Consider the following 26,714-nt stretch of genomic DNA (forward strand, 5'->3'; position numbering starts at 1 on the left):
TAAGCATATTTTGTGGGCTTCTACTTAAGAAGATGTTTGAAATATTAAGTATATTTATTTACGTAAAAATTTTCATAGCAATAAGAACTCGTAGGTTTCCCATTAGGCAATTGAGCAATTAGTTGCTAGGTTGTATCAGATTGCCTGTAACTTTTTAATCAAAGACAATAAGGTATAATTGAGCATGACGCAACAGAAGCGAGCGTTAATTACTGGTATTACTGGTCAAGATGGTTCATATCTGAGTGAGTTTTTGTTGGAACAAGGTTATGAGGTTCATGGCATCATTCGCCGGACTTCTACCTTCAACACAGACCGCATCGATCACATTTACGAAGATCCCCACAAAGATGGAGTGCGGTTGTTTCTTCACTACGGAGACTTGACAGATGGTACGACGTTGCGGCGTATTTTAGAAGAAGTAAAACCAGTAGAGATTTACAACCTCGGCGCTCAATCCCATGTTAGAGTCAGCTTTGATTCACCAGAATACACGGTGGATGCTGTAGGAATGGGAACGCTGCGTCTGTTGGAAGCAATTCGAGACTACCAACATCGTACTGGTATTCAGGTACGATTTTACCAGGCGGGTTCTTCAGAAATGTATGGTTTAGTACAAGCAATACCTCAAACTGAGACAACGCCCTTTTATCCCCGCAGTCCTTATGCCTGTGCGAAAGTTTACGCCCACTGGCAAACTGTAAACTATCGTGAGTCTTATAATTTATTTGCTTGTAACGGCATACTTTTTAACCACGAGTCACCACGGCGGGGTGAAACCTTTGTAACCCGTAAAATTACTAGAGCCGTGGCTGGTATCGTTGCTGGTAAGCAGAAAAAGATTTACATGGGTAATCTAGACGCAAAGCGAGATTGGGGTTATGCGAAGGATTACGTTAAAGCAATGTGGTTGATGTTGCAGAAAGACCAGCCAGACGATTACGTAATTGCTACTGGTGAAACCCATTCAGTGCGCGAGTTTTTGGAACTAGCATTTAGCTATGTGAATCTCAATTGGCAAGATTATGTAGAGTTTGATGAGCGTTACCTCCGTCCATCTGAGGTAGAACTGTTGATTGGCGATTCTACCAAAGCACGCCAGAATTTAGGCTGGACACCATCAGTAACCTTTGAAGAACTAGTTTCCTTAATGGTAGAAGCAGACTTACAAGCATTGGGTCACACTTCACCCAATGGTAATGGTTCGCAATTTCCAAATGATATTGCGACTATTCGTCAACAACTGGGCGCTTTACACTTCTGATTTGCACCAGAGAGGATAAAAATATGACCGCCTTAGAACTAAAAAATAAACGCATTCTCGTCACCGGTGGGTCGGGATTTCTAGGTCGTCAGGTGATAGATCAACTGTGTAAAGCTGGGGCCGATCGTGAGAAGATTACGATACCGCGATCGCGTGATTCCGATCTGCGTGTATGGGAAAATAGCCAACGTGCAGTTGACCAGCAAGACATCATTATTCACCTAGCAGCTCATGTCGGTGGTATTGGTTTGAACCGCGAAAAACCCGCAGAGTTGTTCTACGATAACTTGATTATGGGAACCCAGCTAATTCACGCTGCCTATCAAGCTGGAGTCGAAAAATTTGTTTGTGTTGGTACAATCTGCGCCTATCCTAAATTCACTCCCGTCCCATTCAAAGAAGATGATCTTTGGAATGGCTACCCAGAGGAAACTAATGCCCCTTATGGAATTGCCAAAAAAGCACTTTTAGTTCAATTGCAATCTTACCGTCAGCAGTACGGTTTTAATGGGATTTATCTACTGCCAGTAAATTTGTATGGCCCAGAAGATAACTTTGACCCTGGAAGTTCCCATGTGATTCCCGCATTAGTTCGCAAAGTTCACGAAGCCCAAATTAAAGCAGAAAAGCAACTTCCAGTTTGGGGTGATGGCAGTCCTACCCGTGAGTTTCTGTATTCAGAAGATGCAGCGAGGGGGATTGTTTTGGGGGCTCAATTATATAACGAATCGGAACCAGTAAACTTGGGAACCGGTTATGAAATCTCCATCCTTGATTTAGTAACTCTAATCGCCGAATTGATGGAGTTTAAGGGGGAAATTATTTGGCAAACTGACAAGCCTAATGGTCAACCCCGTCGCTGTTTAGATACTGAAAGGGCAAAACAAGCCTTTAATTTCACGGCTCAGGTAAGTTTTGAAGAGGGGCTAAAAAATACCATTGAGTGGTATCGTCAAAACGCTGCATAATTCTTATGCAAGCATTCTATTTTCTTATAAGAATCCTATTTGATTTGTAAACACCCAGAAACTCACATCCCCGACTTCTTGAAGAAGTCGGGGATCTTTTATATTGAGAGAGGCGAGCAAATTCTCTAGTTCCCCTTCTCCGAACTTGGGAGAAGGAGTTAGGGGATAAGGGCAAAACCTCTTTTCAAAGCACAATCAAATAAATTTTTGTTTAGAAAGTGAAGGTAGTTCTAACTACTCCCAAAAAAATATCACCATTCTGTTCATTGTGATTTGGTGCTGTCAACCAAAGCAAAGCAGGGGTAATACTGATGTTTTCGTTAATTTGATACCGATAAAACCCTTCAATATGAAATCCGGTATCTGGGTCACGACGAGGTAAATCTCCTGACAAGGGTGCTGAAGTACCAGTTAATTTCGGCTGCATCCCGATGATAATGCCTCCCAAATTACCTTTATCCAAATTAGACTCGTCCGAATTACCTTTACCAGGGAAAGCTAGGGTGACAGCCCAACTCCAGATATCAGCATCACCTTTGACTTCTCCTGTTAGCGCCCGCGCATTGGTGTAGCCTAACCATCCACCAAGTTGAAAGCCGTCACTAATTTTTACATTCGTTTCAATACCAAAGGAATTAGAGGAAACTTTTCTGTTGGGTAAATTGGAGGGTAAATTGGAGGGTAAACTGCCAGTATTATGTCCTAAACCCTCTTCGTTGTAAGCATTAACGTAGGTAATGGCAATTTTGGTATGTTTATCTTTTTTCTTTGGATAAAATACAATCTGCCCCAATGCACCATAGCCACCATTAAACAAGCCGCTAACAGGATTATTAGTATTTTTTGCCAGATAAGCTAATTGTAATGTGATATTCTCACTCAGCTTATAAGTCACACCTAAACCTGTATCTCCGCCCAAACGATAAATGTGACTGTATCGAAGACCACGAAAAGGTGTTCCCTTGGCATCGTTTCGTAGAGGATTAATAGTATCCCAATCATCAAAGTAAGTATTAAACCCTGTAGCAACTAGAACAGTCAATTGTTCGCCTACAGGAAAACGATATTCCAACTTACTGACACTAATTTCATTAGTTGTATTACTACCAGATACAAAACTGAGGCGAGAATCATTTCCGGGTCCAGTTGGATTAATAACATTACTTGCTTGAAGTCGTATACGTAGCTGATCTTTCCCCATAAAGCTGGTATCAAAATTGATACGCACCCGACTAGAAAATGTGAGGTTGTTTTCATCCCCATTTCCACTACGGCTAGCATCTCCAAATGCATCTACGGCAGCAAATATTAACTCACCACTGATTTTTAGGTGATTTCTAGGAAGCTCGTTTTTCTTTAGCTGTTCCAACCGTTTCTCTAGCTCATCGGTACGTTTTTGCACAGCATCAACTCTACCTCGCAAGGTTGTGAGTTCCGGTGTGAATTCCTCTTGTAACTTTTGTGCAGTCGCTAAATCTCCTTTAGTAACTATGTCTGTGACATCAGCAATGTTTTGGCTAATTTTGTCCAAGCAGGCGTTTAATGCTGTGGCAAACTCAAAGCGAGTCATGGGGCGATCGCCTTTGAAACTACCATCAGGGTATCCAGTAATACAGCGATAACGTTCAGCTAGAGATTGCAACGCACCAAATGCCCAGTCAGGCAGTTGAACATCAGAAAGCTGAGAAACGGAAGTAATTGATGTAGAATCCTGTTGGGTATATTGACTAACTTGCTCAAAGGAATCAGTGCTTTTTTCAGATTCTTCAGCCTTGACACTTGTAAAAGGAGTTAGCACCCCAATGGAAATCACGACAGCAGAAACAACGCCCGGAGTTACTGTGAGAAAATTAAACTTTAACAAGGTAACTTTTTGAATGTGGACACAGCTAATCATCAATTAAATAAGGCACAATTACGCCGTAATTTAATCAAAATACGTAAATCAATGTCGGTGCAAGAATGGAGAGAAAAAAGCGATCGCCTTTGCTTCCATCTCCAAACCTCTGCTCTTTTTACCCAAGCAAAAACAATACTTGCTTACTTCAGCTTTCGCCAAGAACCTGACCTCAGTCCCTTATTTGCAACCACCAAATATCGCTGGGGATTTCCTCGCTGCGTTGAGAAATCTCTGTGTTGGCATATTTGGACACCTAATGATTCTGTCCAAAGCGGTGCTTATGGCATTACTGAACCTCACCCCGATGCTCCAGTTTTAGATGCTGCGGAAGTAGATTTAATTCTCGTCCCTAGTGTAGCTTGCGACTATCAAGGATATCGTTTGGGTTATGGCGGCGGATATTACGATCGCTTGCTCAGTTTACCGCAGTGGCAGACAAAGCCGACTATCGGAATTGTCTTTGAGTTTGCCTATTTATCCCAAATACCTATTGAACCTTGGGATAAACCACTACAAGCTGTTTCTACGGAAACCGGATTGACTCAGAAAGGCTGAAGGATTCAGGATAATGAAGACACATTATCAAATGTTTTATGACTAACCCAACGTCATCTACCACTGAGCAAGAAGCAATAATTGACGAGATTATCGCAAGTAGTCTTCAAGCTCAACAAAAAAATGGCCCAGACCTCCGCCAAATTCATAGCAAAAGTCATGGACTGCTTTGGGGAGAGTTTATTATTGAACCCAATCTTCCTGAAGACCTGAGAGTAGGTTTATTCAAAACGCCCCAAACCTATCCTGCATGGATTCGGTTCTCTAGCGGTGGTTCGCCTCAAAAGCGTGGTAAATTCAACTCCGATACCCAACCGGATGTTCGCGGTATCGCCATCAAGGTGATGAATGTGGACGGACAAAAAGTGCTGGATGATGAAGAAAAAACTCAAGATTTTATACTCAACAATTATCCTACTTTTTTGACCAAAGACGTTCGTGATTACGCGGATCTCTCCAAAGCAGGTAGTGGACAACTTACCCCAGAACGGTTGGAAGAACTTGGTTACGCATTTGCGATCTTGCAAAAAATTGGCAGCCAGAAGGTAGGAAATCCACTTTTGATTCAATATTGGAGCATGGCTCCGTTTAAATTTGGTGAGCGCATTGTAAAATTATCTGTCAAATCTCAACAGCCAGAACAACCACCAGAAACACTTCCAGAATCGGAAAATTACCTCCGAGAAACTCTGGTCAAATATTTGACTGAAGAAGGTCGAGAAGCATCTTTTGACTTCTTCATTCAGTTTTATGTAGATGATGAGAAAACGCCGATTGAAGACCATATCAAAGAGTGGCAAGAAGCAGATTCACCACTTATAAAAGTTGCAACTGTCCGCATTCCCAGCCAGAAATTTGACTTTGAAGAACGCAAACGCTTAGATGAGGGTTTGCTGTTTTCCCCTTGGCATACACTGCTAGAGCATGAACCTGTTGGAAGTGTGAATCTCTCTCGCAAGAGGCTTTACAGCGAACTTGCAAAGTATCGACGTGAACAAATTGCTAAACGCTTGCGAGAACCAGAACCTTATGTAGCGGTTGAAGATTAACTACTGTGAATTAGCTTCAAACTGTAAGATGATAGGCTATAAGCCTACTTGATTAGATCCGATTTCTGGTGTTGCTGATTTGATGTATAAAGTTTATAAGTTTTGCAACCAAAACTCTTGTAGAGGCGTAAAATTTTATGTCTCTGCATCTATCTATATGGATTGAGATTCCAACTTATTGAAGAAGTCGACAATTGCTTTAACCAGATTTTGGATGATAGGTTACGATAAAATTAACCAAATTTGGCTTTAAAAATGAATCGTCTGCAATTGATCCGTGTGCGGAAAATATGGGTAAGAATGGGTGAGCATCCACCTAATATTTGACAATAGATATAACCGCTTGTAATCAAACATAAGTTAATTAAAAAAAAGATAATTTCCTATATTAATCAAATGCTGAACTGGAAAAAATCACGATCGCAGATTCTACTAATGTATGCAGTGTTGGGAGCGATCGCACTGTTGATGCTCTTTCCTTTACTATGGCTAATTAGTACAGCCTTAAAATCGCCGACGGAAAATATTTTTCAGTCGCCGCCACAGTTGCTACCCAGTCAACCGACACTAAATAACTTCTCTAGTGTGTGGAACTCTTTACCTTTTGGGCAATACCTGTATAACAGTACTTTGGTGTCAGTGCTGACTGTAGGCTTAAATCTGCTGTTTTGCGCTTTAGCTGCCTATCCGTTGGCGAGATTGTCCTTTGTGGGGCGAGACTGGATTTTTGTAGCGATTGTCTCCACGATTATGATTCCCTTCCAAATCGTGATGATTCCCCTTTATATTTTGACAGTCCAGTTGGGTTTGACAAATAGTTATTTGGGGATGATTTTTCCCAGTTTAGCTTCTGCCTTTGGCATTTTTCTGTTACGCCAAGCTTTTATGAGCGTCCCTAAAGAAATAGAAGAAGCCGCCCGCATGGATGGCAGCTCAGAGTTAGGATTATGGTGGCATATTATGTTACCGGCAGTTCGCCCAGCACTGGTAACTTTAGCTATTTTTGTATTTATTGGTGCTTGGAGTGACTTTTTGTGGCCTTTAATTGTCATCCAAGACGAAAATTTATACACTCTTCCCTTGGGAGTCGCAAAACTAGCAGGTACATTTTCCCTTGATTGGCGGTTGGTAGCTGCTGGTTCAGTCATTGCGATCGCCCCAGTATTATTACTGTTTCTATTCTTACAACGTTACATTGTACCCACAGAAACAGGTAGTGGCGTCAAGGGGTGAAGGAAGCAGGGGAAGACAAGAAGAATAAGTAATGCCCAATTCCCAATTCAATAAGCACCAGTCTTTTTAAATACCACCCAGATAGTTTTAATAATTAGACTCAGGTCATAAGTTACAGACCACTTGCGTTGATAATCTATATCCATTTTGACAATGGTTTCAAAGTCTGTAATGCTCGAACGTCCATTCGCTTGCCATTCTCCGGTAATACCTGGTTTGACTCGTAATCTATCCCAGTGGTGTAGTTCGTAATGACTAACTTCATCAGGAGTAGGTGGACGAGTACCAACTAAACTCATATCCCCTAACAAAACATTCCAAAATTGAGGAAATTCATCTAAGCTAGTACGCCGTAAAAATTTACCTACAGGAGTAATGCGAGGATCGTCAATAGACTTAAAGATATGACCTTTAGCTTGATTTTTAACCAAATGCTTGAGTTTATCAGCATCAACAATCATGGAGCGAAATTTCCAGATGCGGAAAGTTTTTCCGTTCAAACCACAACGAATTTGGGAATAAAATATTGGACTTGGCCCATGAATAAAGGTAACAATCGCCACAGGAATTGCTACCATAAATGTGATTATCAGCCCCACAATGGCTCCAACAATGTCAATTAATCGTTTTCTCACGCTCAAAGTTGACGGGTGTGAAGGCTGTTGCGAACAATTAACTGAATAAAGATAAAGATTATTCACAGGGGCTAACTTATTTCATAACAGGAATCTTTTCATTAGTAGTCTAGACATAGACATGATTGTTAGGCGATTTTTAGTACTGTTGTCCCTACTACTGAGTGTTACTATACACAGATTTTAACCAATATAAAAACCAAAAACTTAAATTTTACAGAATCTTTCAATTAAAGTCATAGATTGTGAATCTACAGTATTTTTATCTATTACCTAAACAAAAATACTACTATCGTACACATCCAAAAAATTACTGTGCTGAAGTACTACTAGTACTTTACTAAATTCCAAATACCTATGTCATAAGCATTTGGAATTTTGGGTAGTATTCTTATTTCTAGCGTTATGTACCAGTCTCAATGAGCAACCTCTAAAGCGAAATTCTCTGTATATGGTTCCTCCAATGATTGCTGATTACTAGCTTTGATCGCATTTAGATAGCGACGCAAAGATAACAGTTGTTGAGAATTTGGACGATAAGTAAGACTCCCTTGTTTTTCAAAAAGTGATGCAGTGGCGATCGCTTGATAGTCAGGATTTTCTTGCGAACTCTGGGTGAGCCAAGTTGAATCTGTGACTGAAGGTATTAAACCCGAAGGCAATTCACCTTCCAAAAAAGCCAGCAGCCGTTGCTGACAAATGCGAGTATTGATCCCACGACCCTCAAATAACTGAATAACTTCACCGAAAGATAAGGGACGATCTGGTAGCAGCCGCAGCAATTCTGTAAATAAGAAATAATCAGTGTATTTTTGCCTGGGTATATCTAAAATTTGGGGATGCAGAGGCAGCATCGCCAAACCATAAGCAACCCGACTGCAATTAGGAGCGCCGTTGTCTCCGAGATATGAATCTTGAATAATCTTAGCGCTGGGGAGTTTTTGGCGTAACCAGCGATTCACCGTCGCAACACAAGCCACCCCGCCAGTTAGAATCGCTTGATTAATGGCTTCTGTGGGGATGCCACGAGCTACCAATAACTTGTTGAGTTCTCGATTTAGGCGGCGCACAAAGGGGATAAATACCTGGCTTTCTAAATCTCGTCGCTGCAAAATCCACTGCTGATCGGCTAATTCTAGGGTAAAAGAGTCTTGGTGTTGCAAAATCAGCTTTAGTGCTAGTGCTGCATCTAATACAGCCTGTCCCAGTAGAGAACTTTCTAGACGTTGCTGGAGGCGAATTCGAGCGCTGATATCTGGTTCTCCGACTCTGGGTAGTTCTAATTCTTCCAACCCTAAAGTCTGCCAACGCATTTGATCTAAACCGGGAATTGACGGTTGCCATTGCCAAGGATTACTAGTAGTAGTTTTGCGTAGGCCTAGCTCGCCTTTGGCATCGCTTGGTGTTTCTGAGCGTGATTGTCGAGATTTCGGTGGCAATAGCAGCTGGCAAATAATATCTTGTTCAATTCCTTTACCAGCATAAGCAAAACTGTGGAGCATGAAATCATTGTATGTCAATTGCACCAAGCTTTCTGGTACATTCACCAGCAACATTTCTGTGGCATTTGCCCCAATGTTAATCACCAGGGTGTTGCCAATAATCGGCTGTTCGCTGGTTTTTGCTGGACGATCGCTTTGACCATCGGTTAATTTTACTTGCTCACCGTTAGCGGCATCGAGTTCTGGGAGTAGACTAGCGATCGCTTCTTCAACAAAAAAGACTTGCTGCGGATGTTGAATAAGTTTGCTAGTGAGTAAAGCTTCCCGCACATTAAAGCGGTATTGTTCCGACCAGCTAGATGGACAGGTGCAAATGACACCTGCAATATTATTGATAATCTGGGGAAAATTTTGTTCGCTGATCCCAACAGCGGCAGCCATTAAACTAGGGGTGGTAGAAGTTTTTTCAGATTTGAGGGTTAATAGTAGCTTAGAGAGCGATCGCACAATCCAGATCAAAGGGCCTGCTGAAAATTCATTTAATTGCAAAACAGGTTCCCATTTCTGTTTTTCACTCTTGTAGGGAATAGCTACTTGTAAATATGGCTTCAACTGCGCCGAGTAGAGATTATTGATCGTCGAATCTGCTGTTGATCTCGGTGTTGCAGGAGTGGTGGGGGAGCGATCGGGTACTTTATCTTGAGCAACAGCCGCAGGTGTCGTCTGCTCATGTGTTTCGGTACTTTCGTTTTCACCGTGGGGTATAGAAGCTGTAGGCAGATAAACCTCTGTTGGCAAACGAAACGATTGCTGGAACGAACTTGTTCCCGGTGGATTCTCTGCTGACCAGTAGATAGGATGTACAACAAAAGTCGAGCGATTTAATAATGTAGCAGAAATTCCTGTTGTACCTAAATCAATTCCTAAATACCAGACTGGTTCTATAACATTAGGCGCAACCTCTGGATTATTTATGGAGTTGGAAATTGTTGCTGAAGAACTTTCTTGAACAGGAGTTACGACTTCCTTTTTTTTGTCAGTTTCTATCTGGGGAACTGCCAAACTGGAGAAAGCAGCAGTTGAGGTATTTTCTGCTATTTGGAGATTTTCAGAGGAAGTTGTGGGGATGGTGTCTTGAGTTGTATCAAGTATTTCTGAGAAAATATCCAAATTGGTAGCTGGTTGTGACTCAGAATTTAGCTGCCGATCAAAATTAGCCAAATCCCGATCTAATTGCTGCAACTGTTCTTCATCTAGGGAAATATCAGGTACGGCTGGAGCCTGATTTGACTCAATAGAAAGCAAGTTTTCTTGGGGTGAAGCAGCAATGTAGTTATCTGAAGTCGGTTCTGGCTGATCATCGTTAATTAATACTTCCGATATAGCGATATCTTCTTTGCCAGTCGCTTCGCTTTCCTGTAGGGGTACAGTAGGCTTTTCTTCTCCTGTCGGAGACGCTGCACGAACAGGAGGTTGCGCGTAGTTTTCTTCTCCGTAATGATCTACCAACGTAATTTCTGCGACTTCTGGAGTAACTGGTGCTGTAGTTGTGACATCCTCCACGAAGGATAATACTTCTAGCGATCGCTGCTCACTACTTGTATCAGGCAATAGGTCAGTGAGGGTATTAATTGTATCAACACTAGCTGGCTGAGTGTCGAGTTGCGCGGGTAAACTGTCTGTTTGTGAGGTAGAGAAGCTCAGAGGTAAGTCTAGATCGGTATCCTCTTCAAAAAATAGTTCTTCCTGTGGCTCTGATAAATCTGTGGTTTCTCCTAAAGTTTCTTGGGTTGAAAAACTTGTATCTGGTAATACAACAGCAGAATCCACAGTTGGAGTTACAGATGGGGAGTCTGTGGAAACAGATAAGTCATTTGTGGCAACATCAAGGCTGGGATTATTAACATCACCAGCACCAAATAAACTAGCGTAAAGTTGGTCTACTTCATCACCAATTAAGGCAGAAATATCTTGCGGTAATTCGATCGGGGTTTCAGAAGATCCAGACGAGTCTAAACCAAGCTGCAACAGCGCTGCATCTAAATCTTCGGTGAGGGTAGTCTCCTGTTGCTCAGAATTAATAATGAGTGGAGATGAAGTTTCTGGTTGTATCAGTTCCAAGGGGTGGGGAGCAACTTCCGCAGCGATCGCGCCTGGTTCAGGCAATGATGGTAGTGTCTCAGATTCTATCCTCAAGAAAGATGTCTGGGAACTAGGGGATTCTTGCTGCAAATGCTGGGTCAAATTATTGAGAAAGCTGGTCATCAGCTGTTCACCCTGCATCCCCTTGCTATGCATTCTTGCCAGTGCTTGCGACAGAGATTCGTAATAAGTATTAATGTTGCGCTGTAGTGCCTCAAAGACTACATTCACCGTCCCATCTAGTGATAATAGGCGCTGATCCAAATCCCTAGCTAGCTGAGTTAACCGCTCCACACTGTCTGGTGATTCTAAAAAAGGTTGAGTTGCAGAGGTTGCGCGATCGATTTCTCCTGAAGAACTGGCGGATTTGTCCCCCGTCTTTCCGACCACTGGTGTTAAAGTTGGCACAAGGCGACTCATGAGTACCTGTAAAAACTCGGTAATCATTTGCTCTTGGTTAGTCAACTGCTGCGCTAGGGAATAGTTTTGCAAACGCTTTTGTTCTAGCTGGCGAATTTCCTGTATCAGGTTGGCTCGCTCTTGCAAGAGCGATTCTAATTCCGATCGCAACGGCTGAATCAATCTCGAAAATTCATTTTTTAATTGCCCGGCGTCAACAGGACTCTGTTCCTGACTGGGTGCGAGCTGCGGTAGTGGATACTGGTTGCGATCGCGATCAATAAATTTTGTTAACAAAGGCGAACGCGATTCTTCAGAAGACTGATTTGGGATGCCGTTCTCTAATGCTTCTTTTTCTTGCAACCTCACCAAAAAGTCGCGAATTCGTTCTAAAACTTCTTTAGGCTCTTGCGCCTGACCAGAAAAAAATCTAGACAGGCGCTTGCCACCACTGGCAAGTAAATTGTCAATGTCTGCGATCAGCTTTTGAATTTCATCAGTACTGGAAGTCACTTTTATTACCTTATGTAGAAAATTGTCTCAACTAATATAACAAGTACTTTACAATCACTATTCGCGCAGCGTCTCCCATCAGAGAAGTTTTGAGTGGCAAAAACCGCTGCTTGGACTTGTGACTGTCATTATGTTATGGATTACTGGCAGCCGTGGCAATCTTCAGTCAGTCTTTGTTCGAGAAGCTTCGTTTTAGAGGTCATTAGTTGCCTATTTTTGAAAATCGCTAAAATACCTGAGCAATAATTTACTCCCTTTAGTATCATTGATGTTGTTTGCCTATATTCTGAACTAATCAAGTTTGCAGTGCAGCTAGCCCCTAAGCAATACAACCGCCGGCTATAAACTACTTTTTGCAAAACTTTTACTCCGTTTAAACTTATAGGTAAAGATTATTTAGAAAAACGTTCTTGTCGCTTTCTTGTGTAGCATAGTTTAGTTTTCTCTTTGAAAGGGAACTGTGCAATGATAGCTGAGGCTAAAAATGGCGCTCTTGTTTGTTGTGTGTACATAGCAGCTTGAATAAAGATGTTGTAATGGAAGACCGATATAGCTTGCAAGCACAGGCTAATCCCTGGATGATCACCTCCGCTCCCTTTTTTCAAGGGTTGCCAGAAACGGCTGTGGAATCAGCCCTCATCCATCTTGTCACCCGCACTCACCCAGCCAATCAGGTAATTCTGCTGGAAAATGACTGGGGCGGTTCTGTGTATTTTATTATGGACGGATGGGTAAAAATTCGCACCTACAATCTGGAGGGGAAAGAGGTAACGCTGAATATTCTTGGCAAAGGAGAATTATTTGGTGAAATGGCGGCCCTAGATGAAGTGCCTCGCTCTACAGATGTGATTACCTTAGCGCCAACGGTAATAGGCAGTATGCCTGCTCAGGATTTTGTCAAGTTGCTTCAGATAGAACCCTTAGCAGGAGTTCGATTGGCGCAACTAATGGCCCGACGTTTGCGGCAAGTAAATCGCCGATTGCGGTTGCGGGAATCTGATAGCCAGTCAAGAGTAGCAGATACGTTGTTATTTTTGGCAGAAGGACAGGGAAAAAAAGGGCAAACGGGAACCGAAATCCCCAATTTACCTCATCGGGAATTGAGTAGCTTGAGCGGACTGGCGCGGGAAACGGTGACGCGAGTCTTGACAAGGCTAGAAAAAAAAGGCTTGATTAAACGGGATCAAGATACTATTTGTATTCCCGATTTGTCAGCCTTAGAAAGAATGATCGTTTAACAGGTAACGCCCTTTCCTTCTCCAACTTCTCAACGAGACGCTATGCCAACAGCTAAGAAAAGTTGTCGATAAATAGGTACTGGGTACTGCAAAAGAAATTCTCTTAAGATTTGGTTGGGATATAAATCCCCATCCAAATTTTCTCAGTAACTAGTACGCAAGGCGTAAGTCAAAAGTCAAAAGAATTGTATTTCAAGCTCTTGCGCCATTTGAAATGGTATGTTTATTTCCGCCGCACTGTTCTAGAGACTAGTACAGCACGGCATAAATAAACCACTTACGTTGTATTCATTTTTAATTTTTAATTTTTAATTTTTAATTCCGCCTTGCGGTACTAGTCCCCAATCCCCAGTTTAAGAACTTGTCAGATATGAGTATTTTAGATTCTCTCCCAAATGAGCCAGAGGAAGATCCATCCCCTGAATCTCCAACTCCTCAGAATCATTGGTTAGATAAAGAACAGCAGTTAATGCCTCCTCAACTCAAGGCTGATGCGCCCTTAAGGATGGTAGAAACAGCATTTTTAGCCAGTACCGCTAGTTTAATTTGGTTTATTAATTTTTACTTTCCTTTGGGGCCAGTTTTGCGGATATTTTTTCCGGTGCCGATCGCTTTAGTATATCTACGTTGGGGCAAACGTGCGGCATGGATGGCAGCACTCACCTGTGGATTACTGCTGACAGTACTTATGGGGCCGGCCCGCAGTTTGCTGTTTGTCATGCCCTACGGGTTCATGGGCGTGCTTTTAGGAGCGATATGGTATCGTCGTCGTGTTCCCTGGATTGTTTCTATCACCTTGGGTACGCTATTGGGTACTTTGGGAGTTTTTTTTCGGCTATGGTTGCTGTCTGTTTTGTCAGGTGAAGACCTATGGATTTATGTGATTACCCAAGTGACAGAGTTCATTGAGTGGGTATTTTTAAAGCTGAGTTTGTTGGCGAGTCCCAGTGTATTTTTGATTCAAGTGGGAGCGATCGCTTTAATCCTACTCAACAACTTTATCTACCTTTTTGTAGTACACCTGGCAGCATGGTTGCTTTTTGACCGTCTGGGCAACCCCATTCCCCGCCCACCCCACTGGGTACAAGTCCTCATGGATTATGAGGGATAGTGAGGAGTTGTGAGTTAAAAGTTATAAATTAAACTTCTAACTCCTAACTCCTAACTTTCCAAATGATTCGTATTTATACCCAAAAAGAACAAGGTGAAGAATGGCTACGACGATATCGTGGTTGTCTACCAGTATTTGCCTGTGTTTTAGGATTTACTGAAACTGGTTTAATTCCAGGGATTTCAGCAGCCGGTCGCACTCCAGAGGATCGTAAATATACTGCTTGTGCTGATGCCGAGTTTTTGTATTACGGGCCAGAACATAAAGCCCAATACTCCCTACCACCATTAGCGGCTGGGGCTTCACCTGTGCTGATTTCTCGCGCTGTATTTGAGTCACTAAAAATACCAGTTCATTTATTTAATGCTGGTTTACCCCAGCCTCCTGCTGTGCCAGTAATTGATTTGGGTGGCGCTCCTGCTAAGTGTTTAAGTGGAGGTGCTGCTATGGAAATCACAACGGTACACCACTTACTTGAACAAGGGCTACTTTGGGGAGAACGCCTTGCTACTAATATCCAACAGGGATATGTAATTATTGGTGAGTGCGTCGTCGGGGGCACTACAACTGCCCTAGCAATCTTAACTGGTTTGGGTATAGATGCTGCCGGAAAAGTTAACAGTAGCCACCCTGTTTGTAATCACACACAAAAGTGGGCACTAGTGCAAACTGGACTGGAGAAGATGAGGGGGAGCAGGGGGCAGGGTGCAGGGGGCAGGGTGCAGGATGAAATATTCCAATCGCAAATCCAAAATTCTGTAGATCCTCTAGAACTCGTAGCTGCTGTGGGCGATCCTATGCAAGTAGTGGTAGCTGGGATGGCGATCGCAGCTAGTCGTAGTTGTGGTGTAATGCTGGCTGGAGGGACGCAAATGTTAGCGGTTTATGCACTGATGAGTGCGATCGCTCAAGCTTACGCTTTATCATGGCAACCAGAAGAAATAGTTGTAGGCACAACTCGCTGGGTGGCAGAAGACCCTACTGGCGCTACAGTTGACTTAGCCCTCAACTTAGGAAAAACCCCTCCCTTATTAGCAACTCATCTTAGCTTTGCTGATTCTCGTTATCCCCAGATGAGAGCTTATGAGCAGGGCTTTGTGAAAGAAGGTATAGGTGCTGGTGCAGCCTGCATAGCCGCCCATCTTAGCCAAGATTGGCAGCAACATCAACTTTTAGCAGCCATTGAAGCTCAATTTGAACGACTAAGTACTGCCTTGAACTAATTCCAGAAAAAGCCTCATAGAGGAATCTACTTATAAGGTTCGTAGTGCATCTCCGATCTAGATTGCGTGAAAATCTACCTGCTATCTTACTCTTGCTTAAAGTAATACCAAGTCGCCTTCATGATGTATCACTAGACGACTTGGTATTAAAATGTGATGTCAGTCGTAGCTTGATTAAAAACTTCCAGGATTGTCATCAAGTGCCAGCAAGAAATTAATCAGGTCTGCTTGCTGGTTAGAATTAAACCCAGCTTGTCTATCTACATAGAAGTAATGACCTGTGCCATCAAGATTACTACGCACTAAACTAGGGTTAGCTTTGTTGGCTTTTATAACTAAGGCACGAAGATCGCGATCGAGCAAGGCACGCAAGCTGCTAGCAGGATCGGCAGGTATACCAAGACTTAGAGTGCCAGATAGCCCTAAACCACTCTTGTTCACAACTGTAAAACAACCATTTGAGTCAAATCTTAGACTTCCTGCCCGTACTGCTGCACCACCATCGTGCAAATACGGTGCGCTTGCATAAAGACCACGTAACGTAGTAGTTTTATAACCACCTTTGGGTAATATTCCTTTGGGTAGAGTTGTGGGAGTATCAGAGATCCCCTGCGTCGGTAAATCCAACACTTCAGCATTAGCAGGTATGGGAACGGGAGTATTAAAAGTGTATAGTTTGGGTGGTACTAACAGATTATTCAGCGCTAAACGGGACTGGGCACGGGCTGGGTTAGTACGAATTTCATCAATTGGATGAATTTTGTTGTCGGTGAAAAATGGTGGAATATGGCAAGTTGCACAATTGGCTTTCTCAAATACTTTTGCACCACGCTTAACAGAATTATTTGTCAGTGCTTGCCAGTTTTCTGAAGTCTGATTGGCAGGTGGTACTAAGCTATTTTGAAAAGCAGACATAGCATTGTCGGCAAATAAGAAAGTGCCGCTAGCAATATCTCCGGGCTTTTGAGTATTTGGGCTGAAAACCAAACCGTTATAAGTAAACAAACTAGGACGCAGTTTTGGATAAGTTCCTGTCCCAGGGGCAGGAATTTGGTCTTCTAATTCTGCTTGTGTAGGATTCGGTGCAATTACCCCTCGCAGCCATTCAGAGGGTTTTACTATTACTCCTTCTGGTAAACGTAGACTGGGAACGGCAGCATTTTGTAGTAATGTACCAATATAAACTTCTGGATCAATACCAAGGGTTTTTTCACTGACTTGAGCAGCAGCGAACAGATTGATCTCTGAAGAATGAACAGCGTTGGTGATAGCAGTCAATCCCGCAAATGGTCCGACAGCAAACTGCCCATCAGCTAAATAAGGATGATCTTTAAAGGTGAAAACGCTGGGAATTTGAGTAGTGTCTCTAATACCATCCGGTGAACTCTCGAAATGACCGAAAGGTACATCTAACACTGCATCGTCAAAGGCTTTTTCTAACTTATCAGGATCGGGTAGTTCTACCTGATGACCTTTACTGTCAATAATAGTCTTACCATTGCCTTTGTATTGTGGGTCTAAGGGGTTAAAGTTTAACCGTGCAAACCCTGCGGCTGTATTTGGTGCTAAGGCAATAAACAAAGGGATAGCTAGTTCCCCATTAGGTACTCCTGGAATGACCTTACTATTGGAAAGAGTTGCATGACAAAGCGCACAAGTAAGGTCGCCGCTAGCTGTAATTCCTAGTGCACCACTCTGTCCCTTTGGAATTTTTAAACCTGTAGGAATAACAGTCCCTTTGGGAAAAGTTCGACTACCTAGAGTTAAATCCTTCTGGAGAGTAATTTTTAGGTTTGTCGTTGGCTGACCTTGTAAACTAGCGATCGCTACACCTAATTCATTCGATATCTTAGCGAAGCCCAGTGCAAAACCAAATACCCCTTGCAAACCAAATGTGTCTCCAATCTTCCGGTTGAAGAATATATCTTCTCCTTTTGCAATTAATTCCTTAGTAATTTTAACTGCCCCTACCCGTTGATAAGAAATAGGGTCATTAGGGTTGAGTCGTTTATTTACAACTAGTTGTGATGCTTCTTGAGGACTCAGCAGTTTGCCAAAATAGTCGTAATAGCCTAGCGGTTGAGTAGGAGCAGGTTGCAAAAGATCAACTTTTGCAAAAGCTGTTTGGCTTGTCATCAACCAATTTGATAACAAGATGGCAAAAACACTAATGATAAAAACGCAAATTAATAAGAAAATCTTGTTTTTTGAACTATACAATACCCTAAAAATACCAATCTTAGGGTTATTCTTTCTCTGTTTCATAGTGAGGACTCACTAAAAGATTACAGGTAGATATATCACACTATTAGGTAGATATATGCAATAGTGTGTTTAAGTTTTTTATCAATTTGATAGCTATAGGAATCCAATTTGATTCCTGAAAAAATCTAAGTATATGTAGTGGCGTGGCATTAGTCATCTCATTTCAAACTGGAGCCACTTCAGCTTTAACGAGAGCTACTTCTGACTTATTCCAAATAGGTAGGGTATTTTTGTAGGTAAAAGGATCAGTATCTTTTTGATTATGATACCAACCCACACCAAAGCCATCTGCATTTACCATCCCAGATAGCATTTCGCGGGGTTGATAACTCTGGACTATGAGTGAGTGTTCTGGTTTATACAGAAGATTTTCTAAAGAAACAGGCGAACTGAGGTAAGCAAGTAAACGGCACATTATGAATATTCCACCTTCTATCAACACAATTATTGGGCAACAGCCTTACCCGTTTTTATTCACCATCATCAGTGGTTCCCACTTATATGGCTTTCCCTCACCTGACTCTGATTATGATTTGCGTGGTGTGCATATTTTACCAGTTCAAGAAGTAGTGGGATTAAAGACTATAAATGAAACTATTGAAGTTTCAGAAGTTCGCGAGTCTTTAGAAATTGATTTAGTAACTCATGATGCCAAAAAATTCTTTTTGATGCTAATTAAAAAAAATGGTTATGTATTAGAACAATTATATTCTCCTTTAATCTTAAGAACTTCATCAGAACATGAGGAATTAAAAGTTATTGCTAAAAATTGTATTACCCGTCATCATAGCTACCATTATCTTGGTTTTGCTACAACGCAATGGAAACTTTTTCAGAAAGAAGATACGCATCAAATTAAGCCATTACTTTATGTTTATCGAGTATTGTTAACTGGAATTTATTTGATGCAGACAGGAGTAATCGAGGCTAATTTAATTAATCTAAATGAGGTTTTTAAATTATCATATATTCCTGATTTAATTGCCCAAAAATTAGCAAGTACAGAAAGGTCTATTTTGTCAGATATTAGTGTAGCTTTTCATCAAAGAGAATATGAGCGTCTGCGTAATCAGTTACAGGAGGCATCTCAATCTAGCCAATTACCTGAAGCACCTTCAGCTACTACAGCTTTGCATAATTTACTGGTACACCTGAGATTGAGGAGTAAATCATGAGTGGTTAAATTCTGCATTACCTATAGACATTCCTGGGTGTAAATGGCAAGCCCGTAGTGAAGTACGAAGTGCATGAGGTGAAGAGAACGGAACGCGATGGCTCCGCCCGCCGCAGGCATCGCAAAAATGGGGAAACCAGCGTGAGGCAGTTAGCCCGGAACTGGCTCAACCCTAGCTATCCACTAACGGAACTATATTTGTCCAGTCCCCAGTCCCCAACCCCCTCTATACGTTTTATTGACTGAACTAACGCCATAGTCCAGTGCGATCGCTACAATCTTAGGATAAGCAATATTCGATGGTGCAGCAGATGCTCAAGCGGCTATTTCAATGGTTCAAAAAGCTTTTTCAGAGCTTGTTTGGTGGAAAACAGACTGCCTCCAAATCTAGGGGGAATGTGGAAAAGGAACCAGCGCCACCCCTAAGCGATACGGATCTGGAATTTCTCTTTAACGAACTGTTGCAAGGAGTTCATCAAGCACGAGGCGAAGCATGGGCGCGAAAGTGGCTGCATAATATTGAACATCGTATCCCAACTGAACACTGGGTTGAGTGGTTAGGGCGCTTTGGCGACAGATTGCTTGCATCACCTACACCTAACAATGAAATGGCTGCGCGGTTAGTGCAACTGGGTGAATTGGACATCCCAGAAATCGGAGATGTTGCCTATAGTATTGGGATGCAGTTGTTGACACGCAATCCAGGCGAACCCATTTGGGAATATGCAGGGCCAGATACCGCTAGCATAAATTTGCCCTCTGAGCCAACTACCCCAGTATCAGAGTTAGCAGATACGCTAGAAAACCCCCCCGAGGGAGAATACCAAACTGTCACCCTAGAAGAGTTGTTTGTGATGTTACAGGAGGATGAAAACTTACGCCAGCAGATTGCTCAACAGCTTGCCGTTGAAACAGATGATCCACAAGTGCTTGTCCAGGCATTGATCAGCCAATTATATCCTGGTGGTGAATCGACTACAGAGCAAACAGAAAATTAATGGCAGAGTCAACAGATTTTGGATTTTGGATTTTAAATTTTGGATTGACCCCATCGATAAACAGATGCAGCTGGAAGATTTTGGATTCTGAATTTGTGTAACCTCCGAAGGTTGAAAGCGCATAACGGGACGTTAGTTAGGCATGAACCATAAAGAATCTAAAATCTAAAATCTAAAATTGGCAGGGTCAAAACTCAAAAGTTAAATCTGGGAATTGTAACGTTGTAATGCTATGCTCTTGAAGATTTGTATATTTTTTGCTAACCTGCTACGGAAGCGCTGTCCGAATCTAATGGATTTTTACGTAATTGATGATTTTTTTAACACAACGATGGCTACAATCTAGAAAAACAAAATCCAAGAGTGTGGCAGATGCTCAGGCGGATATCGCAGTCGCTTAAAAGGTTTTTAAAGCGCCTCATTGCAAGTAAACAGACTACTTCTCTCAAGGGTGTGAGAGGACGCAATCTGGTGGGAATACGACCAGAACTAACCAATGCGGATCTGGAACAATTGTTTATCCAATTGTTAGAAGGCGTGCATCAAGCACGAGGACGACAGTGGGCATTGAGGTATCTGCAACGGCTTGAAAATCGCGTTCCGGCTGAACGCTGGATAGACTGGTTGGTGATGTTTGGTGAAAGCTTACTAGCTTCACCTACACCAAATCCTCTTTTAGCAATACAGATGGTGCAATTAGGGGAACTTGGTGTTGGCAGAATTGGAGATGTTGCTTATGACATTGGCATTCGGCTAATGCAAAATTTACCCACAGAAATAGAGTATCAGGACAATCAGCCACAAGATGATGGAGAAATAACTCCTGGGCAAGAACTGATCGGCGATTTGGGCGAGCAGTTATGGGAGTATGATGAGCCAGAGTTTGTAGAAATAACTCCTGGGCAAGAACTGATCCGCGATTTAGGGGAGCAGTTATGGGAGTATGATGAGCCAGAATTTGTAGAGATCGCGACAAATGAAGAAATTATCCCAAGTTCTCCCGGACAAGAGCTAATCCGTAGCTTAGGCGAGCAATTATGGGAATATGATGTGCCAGATGTTGAACCAATCACGTCAGCACCTCAAAATGTCTCTTTTGAGGAAAGATTACCGGAAAATTTAGAGGAACTGGTATTGGAGTATGAAGGGGAAAACGCCCAAACCGCAATACCTGAAAATGTTCCTCTCCCCCCACTGGAAGATTCAATCACTTCCTTAGCCCAATTGAGGTTCGGCGATGAAGAAGTTGTTAAAATTACAACGCCAGCAAATCTCCTTTCCACTAGGCAAAGGACTGAATTGGCAACGTCTCCCTCGGTGGAAACCTGGGATAACACTTTGACGAATTTAGAGCCAAATGTAGCTAATACCTTAGATGAGTTGTGGGTAAGGTTGGATCAAAGTACCAATTTAGTCCAGCAACTTGCTTCGGATTTGGCAGTTCAAAGCAGTAATTCCTCTGGTAGTATTGAGCGACATAGCGATAATCCGATTACCCACGCTCAAGGGTGGTTTTACCAAGGTCTTCAACAAGCGAAAACAGGTGATTTGTTAGGCGCGATCGCATCCTATGACCAAGCCATTGCAATGCAGCCCGAATTTTCAGAATATTGGTTTAATCGAGGCTTGACGCTGTTCCATTTAGAACGTTTTGAAGAAGCGATCGCTTCTTATGAAACCGCCATAGAATTGAAACCAGACTTCTACAAAGCTTGGTACAACCGGGGTGGAACTCTCGGAGAATTAGGATATTTTGAAGAAGCGATCGCTTCTTTTGACAAAGCTATAGAAATCAAGCCAGACTACCAAGAAGCTTGGTCTAGCAAAGGTTTGGCACTGCTGAAATTAGGTTGGCTACCAGAAGCTATTGCTAGTTATGACCAAGCCCTGAATCTGGAACCAGAAGACCAGGAAAACTGGTATCACCGAGGCATTGCCCTAGCTGTCAGCGAACAATTTGCCGAGGCGATTATATCTTACGACAGGGCTATAGAAATTAACCCAGAGTACCACGAAGTTTGGATAGACAGGGGTGTAGTGCTGTTTAATTTGGGAAGATGGTCAGAAGCGATCGCTTCCTGGGATAAAGCCCTGTCAGTTCAAGCCGATTTCTACTTAGCTTGGTACAACCGGGGTATAGCATTAGACAACTTAGGACGTAGAGAAGAAGCGATCGCCTCCTATCGGCAAGCGATCGCCATTAAACCCGACTTCCACCTAGCTTGGTATAATCAGGCAGTAGCACTGTTTTATTTAGAACAATTTGCCGAAGCGATCGCTTGTTATGATAACGCTTTGCAAATTAAACAAGATTATTGGGAAGCTTGGATAGGTCGGGGAACTGCGATCGGTAATTTAGTGAACTCTGACGAATTGCGGAATTTGTCGAGTAGTATCACAGCGACCAATCCCGCCTTACTACAGGGCGGCTACGAAGGAAAATTAGCCAGTTACGAGGAAGGTTTAAAGCATCTGCGGACAGATACCCATCCAGAAGGTTGGGGTAGATTGCATTTTGCGATCGCTAATACTTATTATGACCAAGGCAAAAAACATCCCAATCCCCGCGATTATTGGCGCAAAGCCGCTTCAGAGTACCATCAAGCGCTATTAACCCTCACACTAGAGTATTTTCCCCAGCTGCATCTAGAGGTTTTGCAATCTCTAAGCAAAGTGCTGATGGGCTTGGGACAAACCACACAAATTCCAGAATTACTGCAACGCGGTACAGATTTATTGCGACAATTACTGAGTGAAGAAACTCGCTCAGACGAAAGTAAAAAACAACTAGCTTTGAAATTTGCAGGCTTCGATCAATTGGCAGTAGATTTAGCCGTCGAGTCTGGTGATCTAGTAGAAGCTTGGGAAATTGCCGAACAAGGCAAAAATACTTGTTTAAATTGGCTACTTTATGGCTGGAACGATCATATTTATTCGCCTTATTATGACGCAATTCAACAACTATTTAATCCCACAACAGCAATTATTTACTGGCATATTAGTCCAGTTGCTCTACAGACTTTTATCCTCAAAGATCAAGCACCATCACCAATTCTGCTCTTTACACCAATGCAAGACGTTGGAGGAATATCTTTAGGGGAAGATGCTATTCGTCTAAATGAATTGCCTCTACCCGAAGCAGTACAACGCCTAATTGAATTTGAAACTTGGCTAGAAGATTGGCATCAACAATACCAAGAATATCGCAGCACAGCCCAAGACAAAGAAAGTAAAATTCACCATGCTTGGCGAGTCGAGATGGAAGAAAAGCTGTTGCAACTGTATGAAATCCTGAATATTTCCACAATTGCACAGGAACTCGAAGGCATCACCCAACTGGTTTTAATTCCTCACCGTGACTTATACAGATTGCCCATTCATACACTTTTCCATCTCTCTTCTGAAAATGGCGAAGAATTACCGAATGTGGAATCAAATTTCACCGTCACCTATTTACCCAGTGCCCAAATAGGTTTATCAATCAGAACTGAAGATATTTGGCAGTGGCAAAATAAGTTATTGCTCAGTGTTGAACATCCTGAAAGTACAGGTTATCCGCCGCTTAAATTTGCCAAACTGGAATCTGAAATTGTTAGTCAGATGTTCAATAATATCCAACGAATTCAGGGAGCGGAAGCTACAAAAAACCTTGTTGTAAATGCTTTATCTGAGAATTACAATATCTTACATTTTACGGGTCATGTCACTAATAATTTAGTTGAACCTAAAAAGTCAGAATTAGCATTAGTAGGTGAAGATAGACTTACACTAGATGAAATCTACCAACAAAATCTCGCAAGTTACAACCTTATTACCCTCTCTGCCTGTGAAAATTTAATTGCTAACAACTACACCAGTAGCGAATACGTGAGTTTAGCGAGTGGTTTTGTCAGTCAGGGCGTACCTCATGTAGTGAGTACTCTCTGGAGTGTAGAATCTTCGGCTAGTGCTTTGGTAATGATCGAGTTTTACCGACGATTACAGCCAAATAAATCAGCCGTTACTGCCTTAGCTGAAGCAACACAATGGCTAAAAGAACTAACTGCTGGAGAACTGACAAAATGGTATGAAGATATTTTGAATAATCTGCATCCAGAGGAAGTAAGAATTCAAACTTATTTAGCGACACAACTATATAGAAATAGTAAAATGGCATCAGATAAAATTCTTTATAACCATCCTTATTATTGGGCAGCTTTTACGATTATGGGTAAGCCGAATTAATCTTTTGAAACTTCTATTCCAGCCATAAAATTAGCTAGATACTTATTTTTAGCTTCACCTCTCTAAAAGTTCAATAACCTCAGTAAAATCGTCTAATTGTATACAAAAATTGTATGAATTCGCTGTGGTCTGAAAGTTTATGCCAGGAGTGAAGATTAAAAATAAATATGAAATCAGAAACCAGAAATATATTACTTAAAGCTTACGCAGAACTACATAAGATTATTGAAGAGTTATATGAAGCTCATGATAGAGCAATAGAGAACAATGATTTTGACGATGCTAGTTTGTTGGCTAGTCGAGCAGATAGACTTTATGAAGAAGTCGAAAATTTAGAAATCATCATCTCAGAATTGGAGTAGATAATGAAAACAATTGAAGAATTAAAGACTAGGATCAAAGAACTCAGTAGTCAAGCTGTAAAATTTAGTAAAAAAGCAACTGAAGTGTGTTTGACAGATCGAGAACAAGCTAAACAGTTCAGACAACAAGCTAGGGAAGCTAGTAAGCGCTGTCAGTTATTGATACAAGAATTAAAACGGCAATAGGTTTAAAATAATTCGTACTCAGGGGTTTATTATGCCAGATGTTCGGTTTGATAAATACTATCGTTATGAAGACTTAACACGCATTCTGCACAGTTATGCTGAAGAATTTCCCCAACTAGTACGGATAGAAAGCATTGGCAAGAGTTACGAAGGACGTGACATCTGGCTATTAACAGTTAGTAACTTTGCCACTGGCGCACATCAAGAAAAACCTGCCCTCTGGGTTGATGGCAACATCCACGCCACTGAACTAGCGCCGTCAAGTGTTTGTTTGTACCTCTTGCAAACATTAGTTACAGCCTACGGTACTCACTCAGAAATTACCCGTTGTTTGGATACCCGCACCTTTTACATTTGCCCCCGTGTTAATCCTGATGGTGCAGAGTTGGCATTGGCTGACAAACCGAAATTTATTCGCTCTAGTACTCGTCCCTATCCCCATGATGAGGAAGGTAATGAAGGGTTAGTGATGGAAGATATCGATGGTGATGGCCGGATTTTACTGATGCGAATCCCCGATGAAAATGGGGCTTGGAAAGTCTGTCCAACTGAACCTCGTCTGCTGGTGCGACGCGAACCCACAGAAACAGGTGGTCAGTATTATCGCGTACTACCAGAAGGAAAGGTAGAAAATTACGATGGAGTTCAGATTAAAATTCAGCCTTCTAAAGAAGGGCTAGATTTAAACCGGAATTTTCCATTTTTGTGGCGGCAAGAATCTGAGCAATTTGGGTCTGGTCCCTATCCGACATCTGAAACAGAAGTGCGATCGCTAGTTCAATTTATCACTACACATCCTAATATTACAGGAGCGATCGCCTTTCATACTTTTAGCGGTGTTTTCATCCGTCCCTACACCCACCTCAGCGATGACGAATTTCCTGTTAATGACCTCCGCACCTATCAACGCATTGGCGCTAAAGGTACTGAACTCACCCAATATCCAGCAATCTCCGCCTTTCATGATTTCCGCTATGATCCCAAAAACGTAATTACAGGCATATTTGACGATTGGGCTTATGAACATCAAGGTCTATTTGCTTGGACAGTAGAAGTCTGGAGTCCGCAGCGCCAAGCTGGAATTAATGATTATAAATACATCGATTGGCAGCGAGAACACCCTCTAGAAGATGACTTGAAGATGCTGCGCTGGAACGATGAGAAACTTGCAGGCAAGGGCTATGTAGATTGGTATCCCTTCGAGCATCCCCAACTCGGCCAAATTGAACTAGGCGGCTGGGATACCATGTACGCTTGGACAAATCCCCCACCTGAATTTCTGGAGAAAGAAATAGCCCTTTTCCCAGAATGGCTAGTTTGGCATTTGTTAATATCTCCTCGTTTAGAGATTTACGAAGCCAGTGTCCACAAATTGGGTGATGATACTTATCGAGTGCGATTGGTTGTGCATAACACAGGCTGGTTGCCCACCAATGTTACCCAAAAAGCCTTAGAAAAAAAGCTGGTACGGGGCTGTATCTGTGAAATTGAACTACCTCCTGGGGGAACTTTAGTAACGGGTAAACCCCGTGAAGAGTTAGGTCAATTAGAGGGACGAGCTTACAAGCCTTCAACACCCATTAGACGGCACAGCGATCCTACCAAAGATCGGGCCAAGGTGGAATGGGTGGTGCGTGTGCCTCAAGGTAGCACAGTTAAACTGCTAGCTCGTCATGAACGTGCTGGAGTTGTTCGCACTGAATTAACATTCCCATGATTTTGATATTTATCGGACTTACGCAATAACTCTCTAAAACTCTTATCCCTTTGTGGACTTTGCGTACTTTGCGGTTCGTTTTTTATTATTTTGCATAAGTCCTGATTTGAAATTTT

Annotated in this window: 18 protein-coding genes and 1 pseudogene; 14 read left to right on the forward strand and 5 right to left on the reverse strand. The window is 42.2% G+C overall.

Annotation, left to right across the window (positions count from 1 at the left end; all coding sequences use genetic code 11):
• Positions 1-184 precede the first annotated feature (184 nt).
• Positions 185-1,264, forward strand: a complete 1,080-nt coding sequence (gene gmd / locus FD723_RS11600) for a GDP-mannose 4,6-dehydratase (RefSeq protein ID WP_179065477.1) — start codon at positions 185-187, stop codon at positions 1,262-1,264.
• 23 nt (positions 1,265-1,287) lie between these two features.
• Positions 1,288-2,232 carry a GDP-L-fucose synthase gene (locus tag FD723_RS11605; RefSeq protein ID WP_179065478.1) on the forward strand — a complete coding sequence of 315 codons (945 nt, stop codon included), beginning with the start codon at positions 1,288-1,290 and terminating at the stop codon, positions 2,230-2,232.
• Between the two features lie 211 nt (positions 2,233-2,443).
• On the opposite strand, the gene FD723_RS11610 is transcribed toward FD723_RS11605, so the two are convergent.
• The gene (locus FD723_RS11610; RefSeq protein WP_179065479.1) at positions 2,444-4,096 is read right to left on the reverse strand and encodes an iron uptake porin; all 1,653 of its coding nucleotides are present in this window, start codon (positions 4,094-4,096) and stop codon (positions 2,444-2,446) included.
• Positions 4,097-4,180: 84 nt separating this feature from the next.
• Between FD723_RS11610 and FD723_RS11615 the strand changes: the two genes are divergently transcribed.
• From FD723_RS11615 to FD723_RS11625, 3 genes are all read left to right on the forward strand, one after another.
• The gene (locus FD723_RS11615) at positions 4,181-4,687 is read left to right on the forward strand and encodes a 5-formyltetrahydrofolate cyclo-ligase (RefSeq protein WP_372743813.1); all 507 of its coding nucleotides are present in this window, start codon (positions 4,181-4,183) and stop codon (positions 4,685-4,687) included.
• A 38-nt stretch (positions 4,688-4,725) separates the two neighbouring features.
• Positions 4,726-5,736, forward strand: a complete 1,011-nt coding sequence (locus FD723_RS11620) for a catalase family protein (protein WP_179065480.1) — start codon at positions 4,726-4,728, stop codon at positions 5,734-5,736.
• Positions 5,737-6,132: 396 nt separating this feature from the next.
• Positions 6,133-6,969 (forward strand): carbohydrate ABC transporter permease, encoded by an 837-nt coding sequence (locus tag FD723_RS11625; RefSeq protein WP_179065481.1) that lies wholly within the window; start codon positions 6,133-6,135, stop codon positions 6,967-6,969.
• Positions 6,970-7,016: 47 nt separating this feature from the next.
• Here FD723_RS11625 and FD723_RS11630 read toward each other — a convergent pair whose 3' ends face one another.
• On the reverse strand, positions 7,017-7,670 hold the full coding sequence (locus tag FD723_RS11630; protein ID WP_179065482.1) for a sugar transferase: 654 nt from the start codon (positions 7,668-7,670) through the stop codon (positions 7,017-7,019).
• A 350-nt stretch (positions 7,671-8,020) separates the two neighbouring features.
• Entirely contained in the window at positions 8,021-12,100 is a 4,080-nt protein-coding gene (locus FD723_RS11635; protein WP_179065483.1) for a hypothetical protein, read from the reverse strand.
• 536 nt (positions 12,101-12,636) lie between these two features.
• Between FD723_RS11635 and FD723_RS11640 the strand changes: the two genes are divergently transcribed.
• The 3 genes from FD723_RS11640 to cobT all read left to right on the forward strand — a co-directional run bounded on the left by FD723_RS11640 (position 12,637) and on the right by cobT (position 15,672).
• A complete protein-coding gene (locus FD723_RS11640; protein ID WP_179065484.1) occupies positions 12,637-13,338 on the forward strand; it encodes a Crp/Fnr family transcriptional regulator in 702 nt (233 codons plus the stop codon).
• Positions 13,339-13,708: 370 nt separating this feature from the next.
• Positions 13,709-14,449: a DUF2232 domain-containing protein gene (locus tag FD723_RS11645; protein WP_179065485.1), complete on the forward strand. Its 741-nt coding sequence runs from the start codon at positions 13,709-13,711 to the stop codon at positions 14,447-14,449.
• Between the two features lie 62 nt (positions 14,450-14,511).
• Entirely contained in the window at positions 14,512-15,672 is a 1,161-nt protein-coding gene (gene cobT, locus FD723_RS11650) for a nicotinate mononucleotide-dependent phosphoribosyltransferase CobT (RefSeq protein ID WP_179065486.1), read from the forward strand.
• Between the two features lie 174 nt (positions 15,673-15,846).
• Here the strand turns inward: cobT and FD723_RS11655 are convergent, their stop codons facing one another.
• Positions 15,847-17,808, reverse strand: a complete 1,962-nt coding sequence (locus tag FD723_RS11655; RefSeq protein ID WP_256875147.1) for a di-heme oxidoredictase family protein — start codon at positions 17,806-17,808, stop codon at positions 15,847-15,849.
• 337 nt (positions 17,809-18,145) lie between these two features.
• A pseudogene (locus FD723_RS11660) lies at positions 18,146-18,352 on the reverse strand (class II glutamine amidotransferase); the annotation flags it as partial.
• Position 18,353: 1 nt separating this feature from the next.
• Between FD723_RS11660 and FD723_RS11665 the strand changes: the two are divergent.
• The 6 genes from FD723_RS11665 (at position 18,354) to FD723_RS11690 (ending at position 26,598) form a co-directional block, all read left to right on the forward strand.
• Entirely contained in the window at positions 18,354-19,112 is a 759-nt protein-coding gene (locus FD723_RS11665) for a DNA polymerase beta superfamily protein (protein ID WP_179065488.1), read from the forward strand.
• Between the two features lie 298 nt (positions 19,113-19,410).
• Positions 19,411-20,109 carry a hypothetical protein gene (locus FD723_RS11670; protein ID WP_256875148.1) on the forward strand — a complete coding sequence of 233 codons (699 nt, stop codon included), beginning with the start codon at positions 19,411-19,413 and terminating at the stop codon, positions 20,107-20,109.
• 372 nt (positions 20,110-20,481) lie between these two features.
• A complete protein-coding gene (locus FD723_RS11675; RefSeq protein ID WP_179065489.1) occupies positions 20,482-24,333 on the forward strand; it encodes a CHAT domain-containing protein in 3,852 nt (1,283 codons plus the stop codon).
• 167 nt (positions 24,334-24,500) lie between these two features.
• Positions 24,501-24,695: a hypothetical protein gene (locus FD723_RS11680; RefSeq protein WP_179065490.1), complete on the forward strand. Its 195-nt coding sequence runs from the start codon at positions 24,501-24,503 to the stop codon at positions 24,693-24,695.
• Positions 24,696-24,698: 3 nt separating this feature from the next.
• Positions 24,699-24,881 (forward strand): hypothetical protein, encoded by a 183-nt coding sequence (locus FD723_RS11685; RefSeq protein WP_179065491.1) that lies wholly within the window; start codon positions 24,699-24,701, stop codon positions 24,879-24,881.
• A gap of 31 nt (positions 24,882-24,912) precedes the next feature.
• Complete coding sequence (locus FD723_RS11690; RefSeq protein WP_179065492.1) at positions 24,913-26,598, forward strand: M14 family metallopeptidase; 1,686 nt, start codon at positions 24,913-24,915, stop codon at positions 26,596-26,598.
• Positions 26,599-26,714: the final 116 nt, after the last annotated feature.

This window comes from Nostoc sp. C052, assembly GCF_013393905.1.
GTDB lineage: Bacteria > Cyanobacteriota > Cyanobacteriia > Cyanobacteriales > Nostocaceae > Nostoc.

Coding starts and splice junctions, on each gene's coding strand:
- FD723_RS11615 (WP_372743813.1), top strand. CDS start 4,181: ATGTCGGTGCAAGAATGGAGAGAAAAAAGCGATCGCCTTTGCTTCCAT.
- FD723_RS11655 (WP_256875147.1), bottom strand. CDS start 17,808: ATGACAAGCCAAACAGCTTTTGCAAAAGTTGATCTTTTGCAACCTGCT.
- FD723_RS11690 (WP_179065492.1), top strand. CDS start 24,913: ATGCCAGATGTTCGGTTTGATAAATACTATCGTTATGAAGACTTAACA.
- FD723_RS11675 (WP_179065489.1), top strand. CDS start 20,482: ATGCTCAGGCGGATATCGCAGTCGCTTAAAAGGTTTTTAAAGCGCCTC.
- FD723_RS11665 (WP_179065488.1), top strand. CDS start 18,354: ATGAATATTCCACCTTCTATCAACACAATTATTGGGCAACAGCCTTAC.
- FD723_RS11620 (WP_179065480.1), top strand. CDS start 4,726: ATGACTAACCCAACGTCATCTACCACTGAGCAAGAAGCAATAATTGAC.
- FD723_RS11685 (WP_179065491.1), top strand. CDS start 24,699: ATGAAAACAATTGAAGAATTAAAGACTAGGATCAAAGAACTCAGTAGT.
- cobT (WP_179065486.1), top strand. CDS start 14,512: ATGATTCGTATTTATACCCAAAAAGAACAAGGTGAAGAATGGCTACGA.
- FD723_RS11640 (WP_179065484.1), top strand. CDS start 12,637: ATGGAAGACCGATATAGCTTGCAAGCACAGGCTAATCCCTGGATGATC.
- gmd (WP_179065477.1), top strand. CDS start 185: ATGACGCAACAGAAGCGAGCGTTAATTACTGGTATTACTGGTCAAGAT.
- FD723_RS11645 (WP_179065485.1), top strand. CDS start 13,709: ATGAGTATTTTAGATTCTCTCCCAAATGAGCCAGAGGAAGATCCATCC.
- FD723_RS11605 (WP_179065478.1), top strand. CDS start 1,288: ATGACCGCCTTAGAACTAAAAAATAAACGCATTCTCGTCACCGGTGGG.
- FD723_RS11680 (WP_179065490.1), top strand. CDS start 24,501: ATGAAATCAGAAACCAGAAATATATTACTTAAAGCTTACGCAGAACTA.
- FD723_RS11625 (WP_179065481.1), top strand. CDS start 6,133: ATGCTGAACTGGAAAAAATCACGATCGCAGATTCTACTAATGTATGCA.
- FD723_RS11670 (WP_256875148.1), top strand. CDS start 19,411: ATGGTGCAGCAGATGCTCAAGCGGCTATTTCAATGGTTCAAAAAGCTT.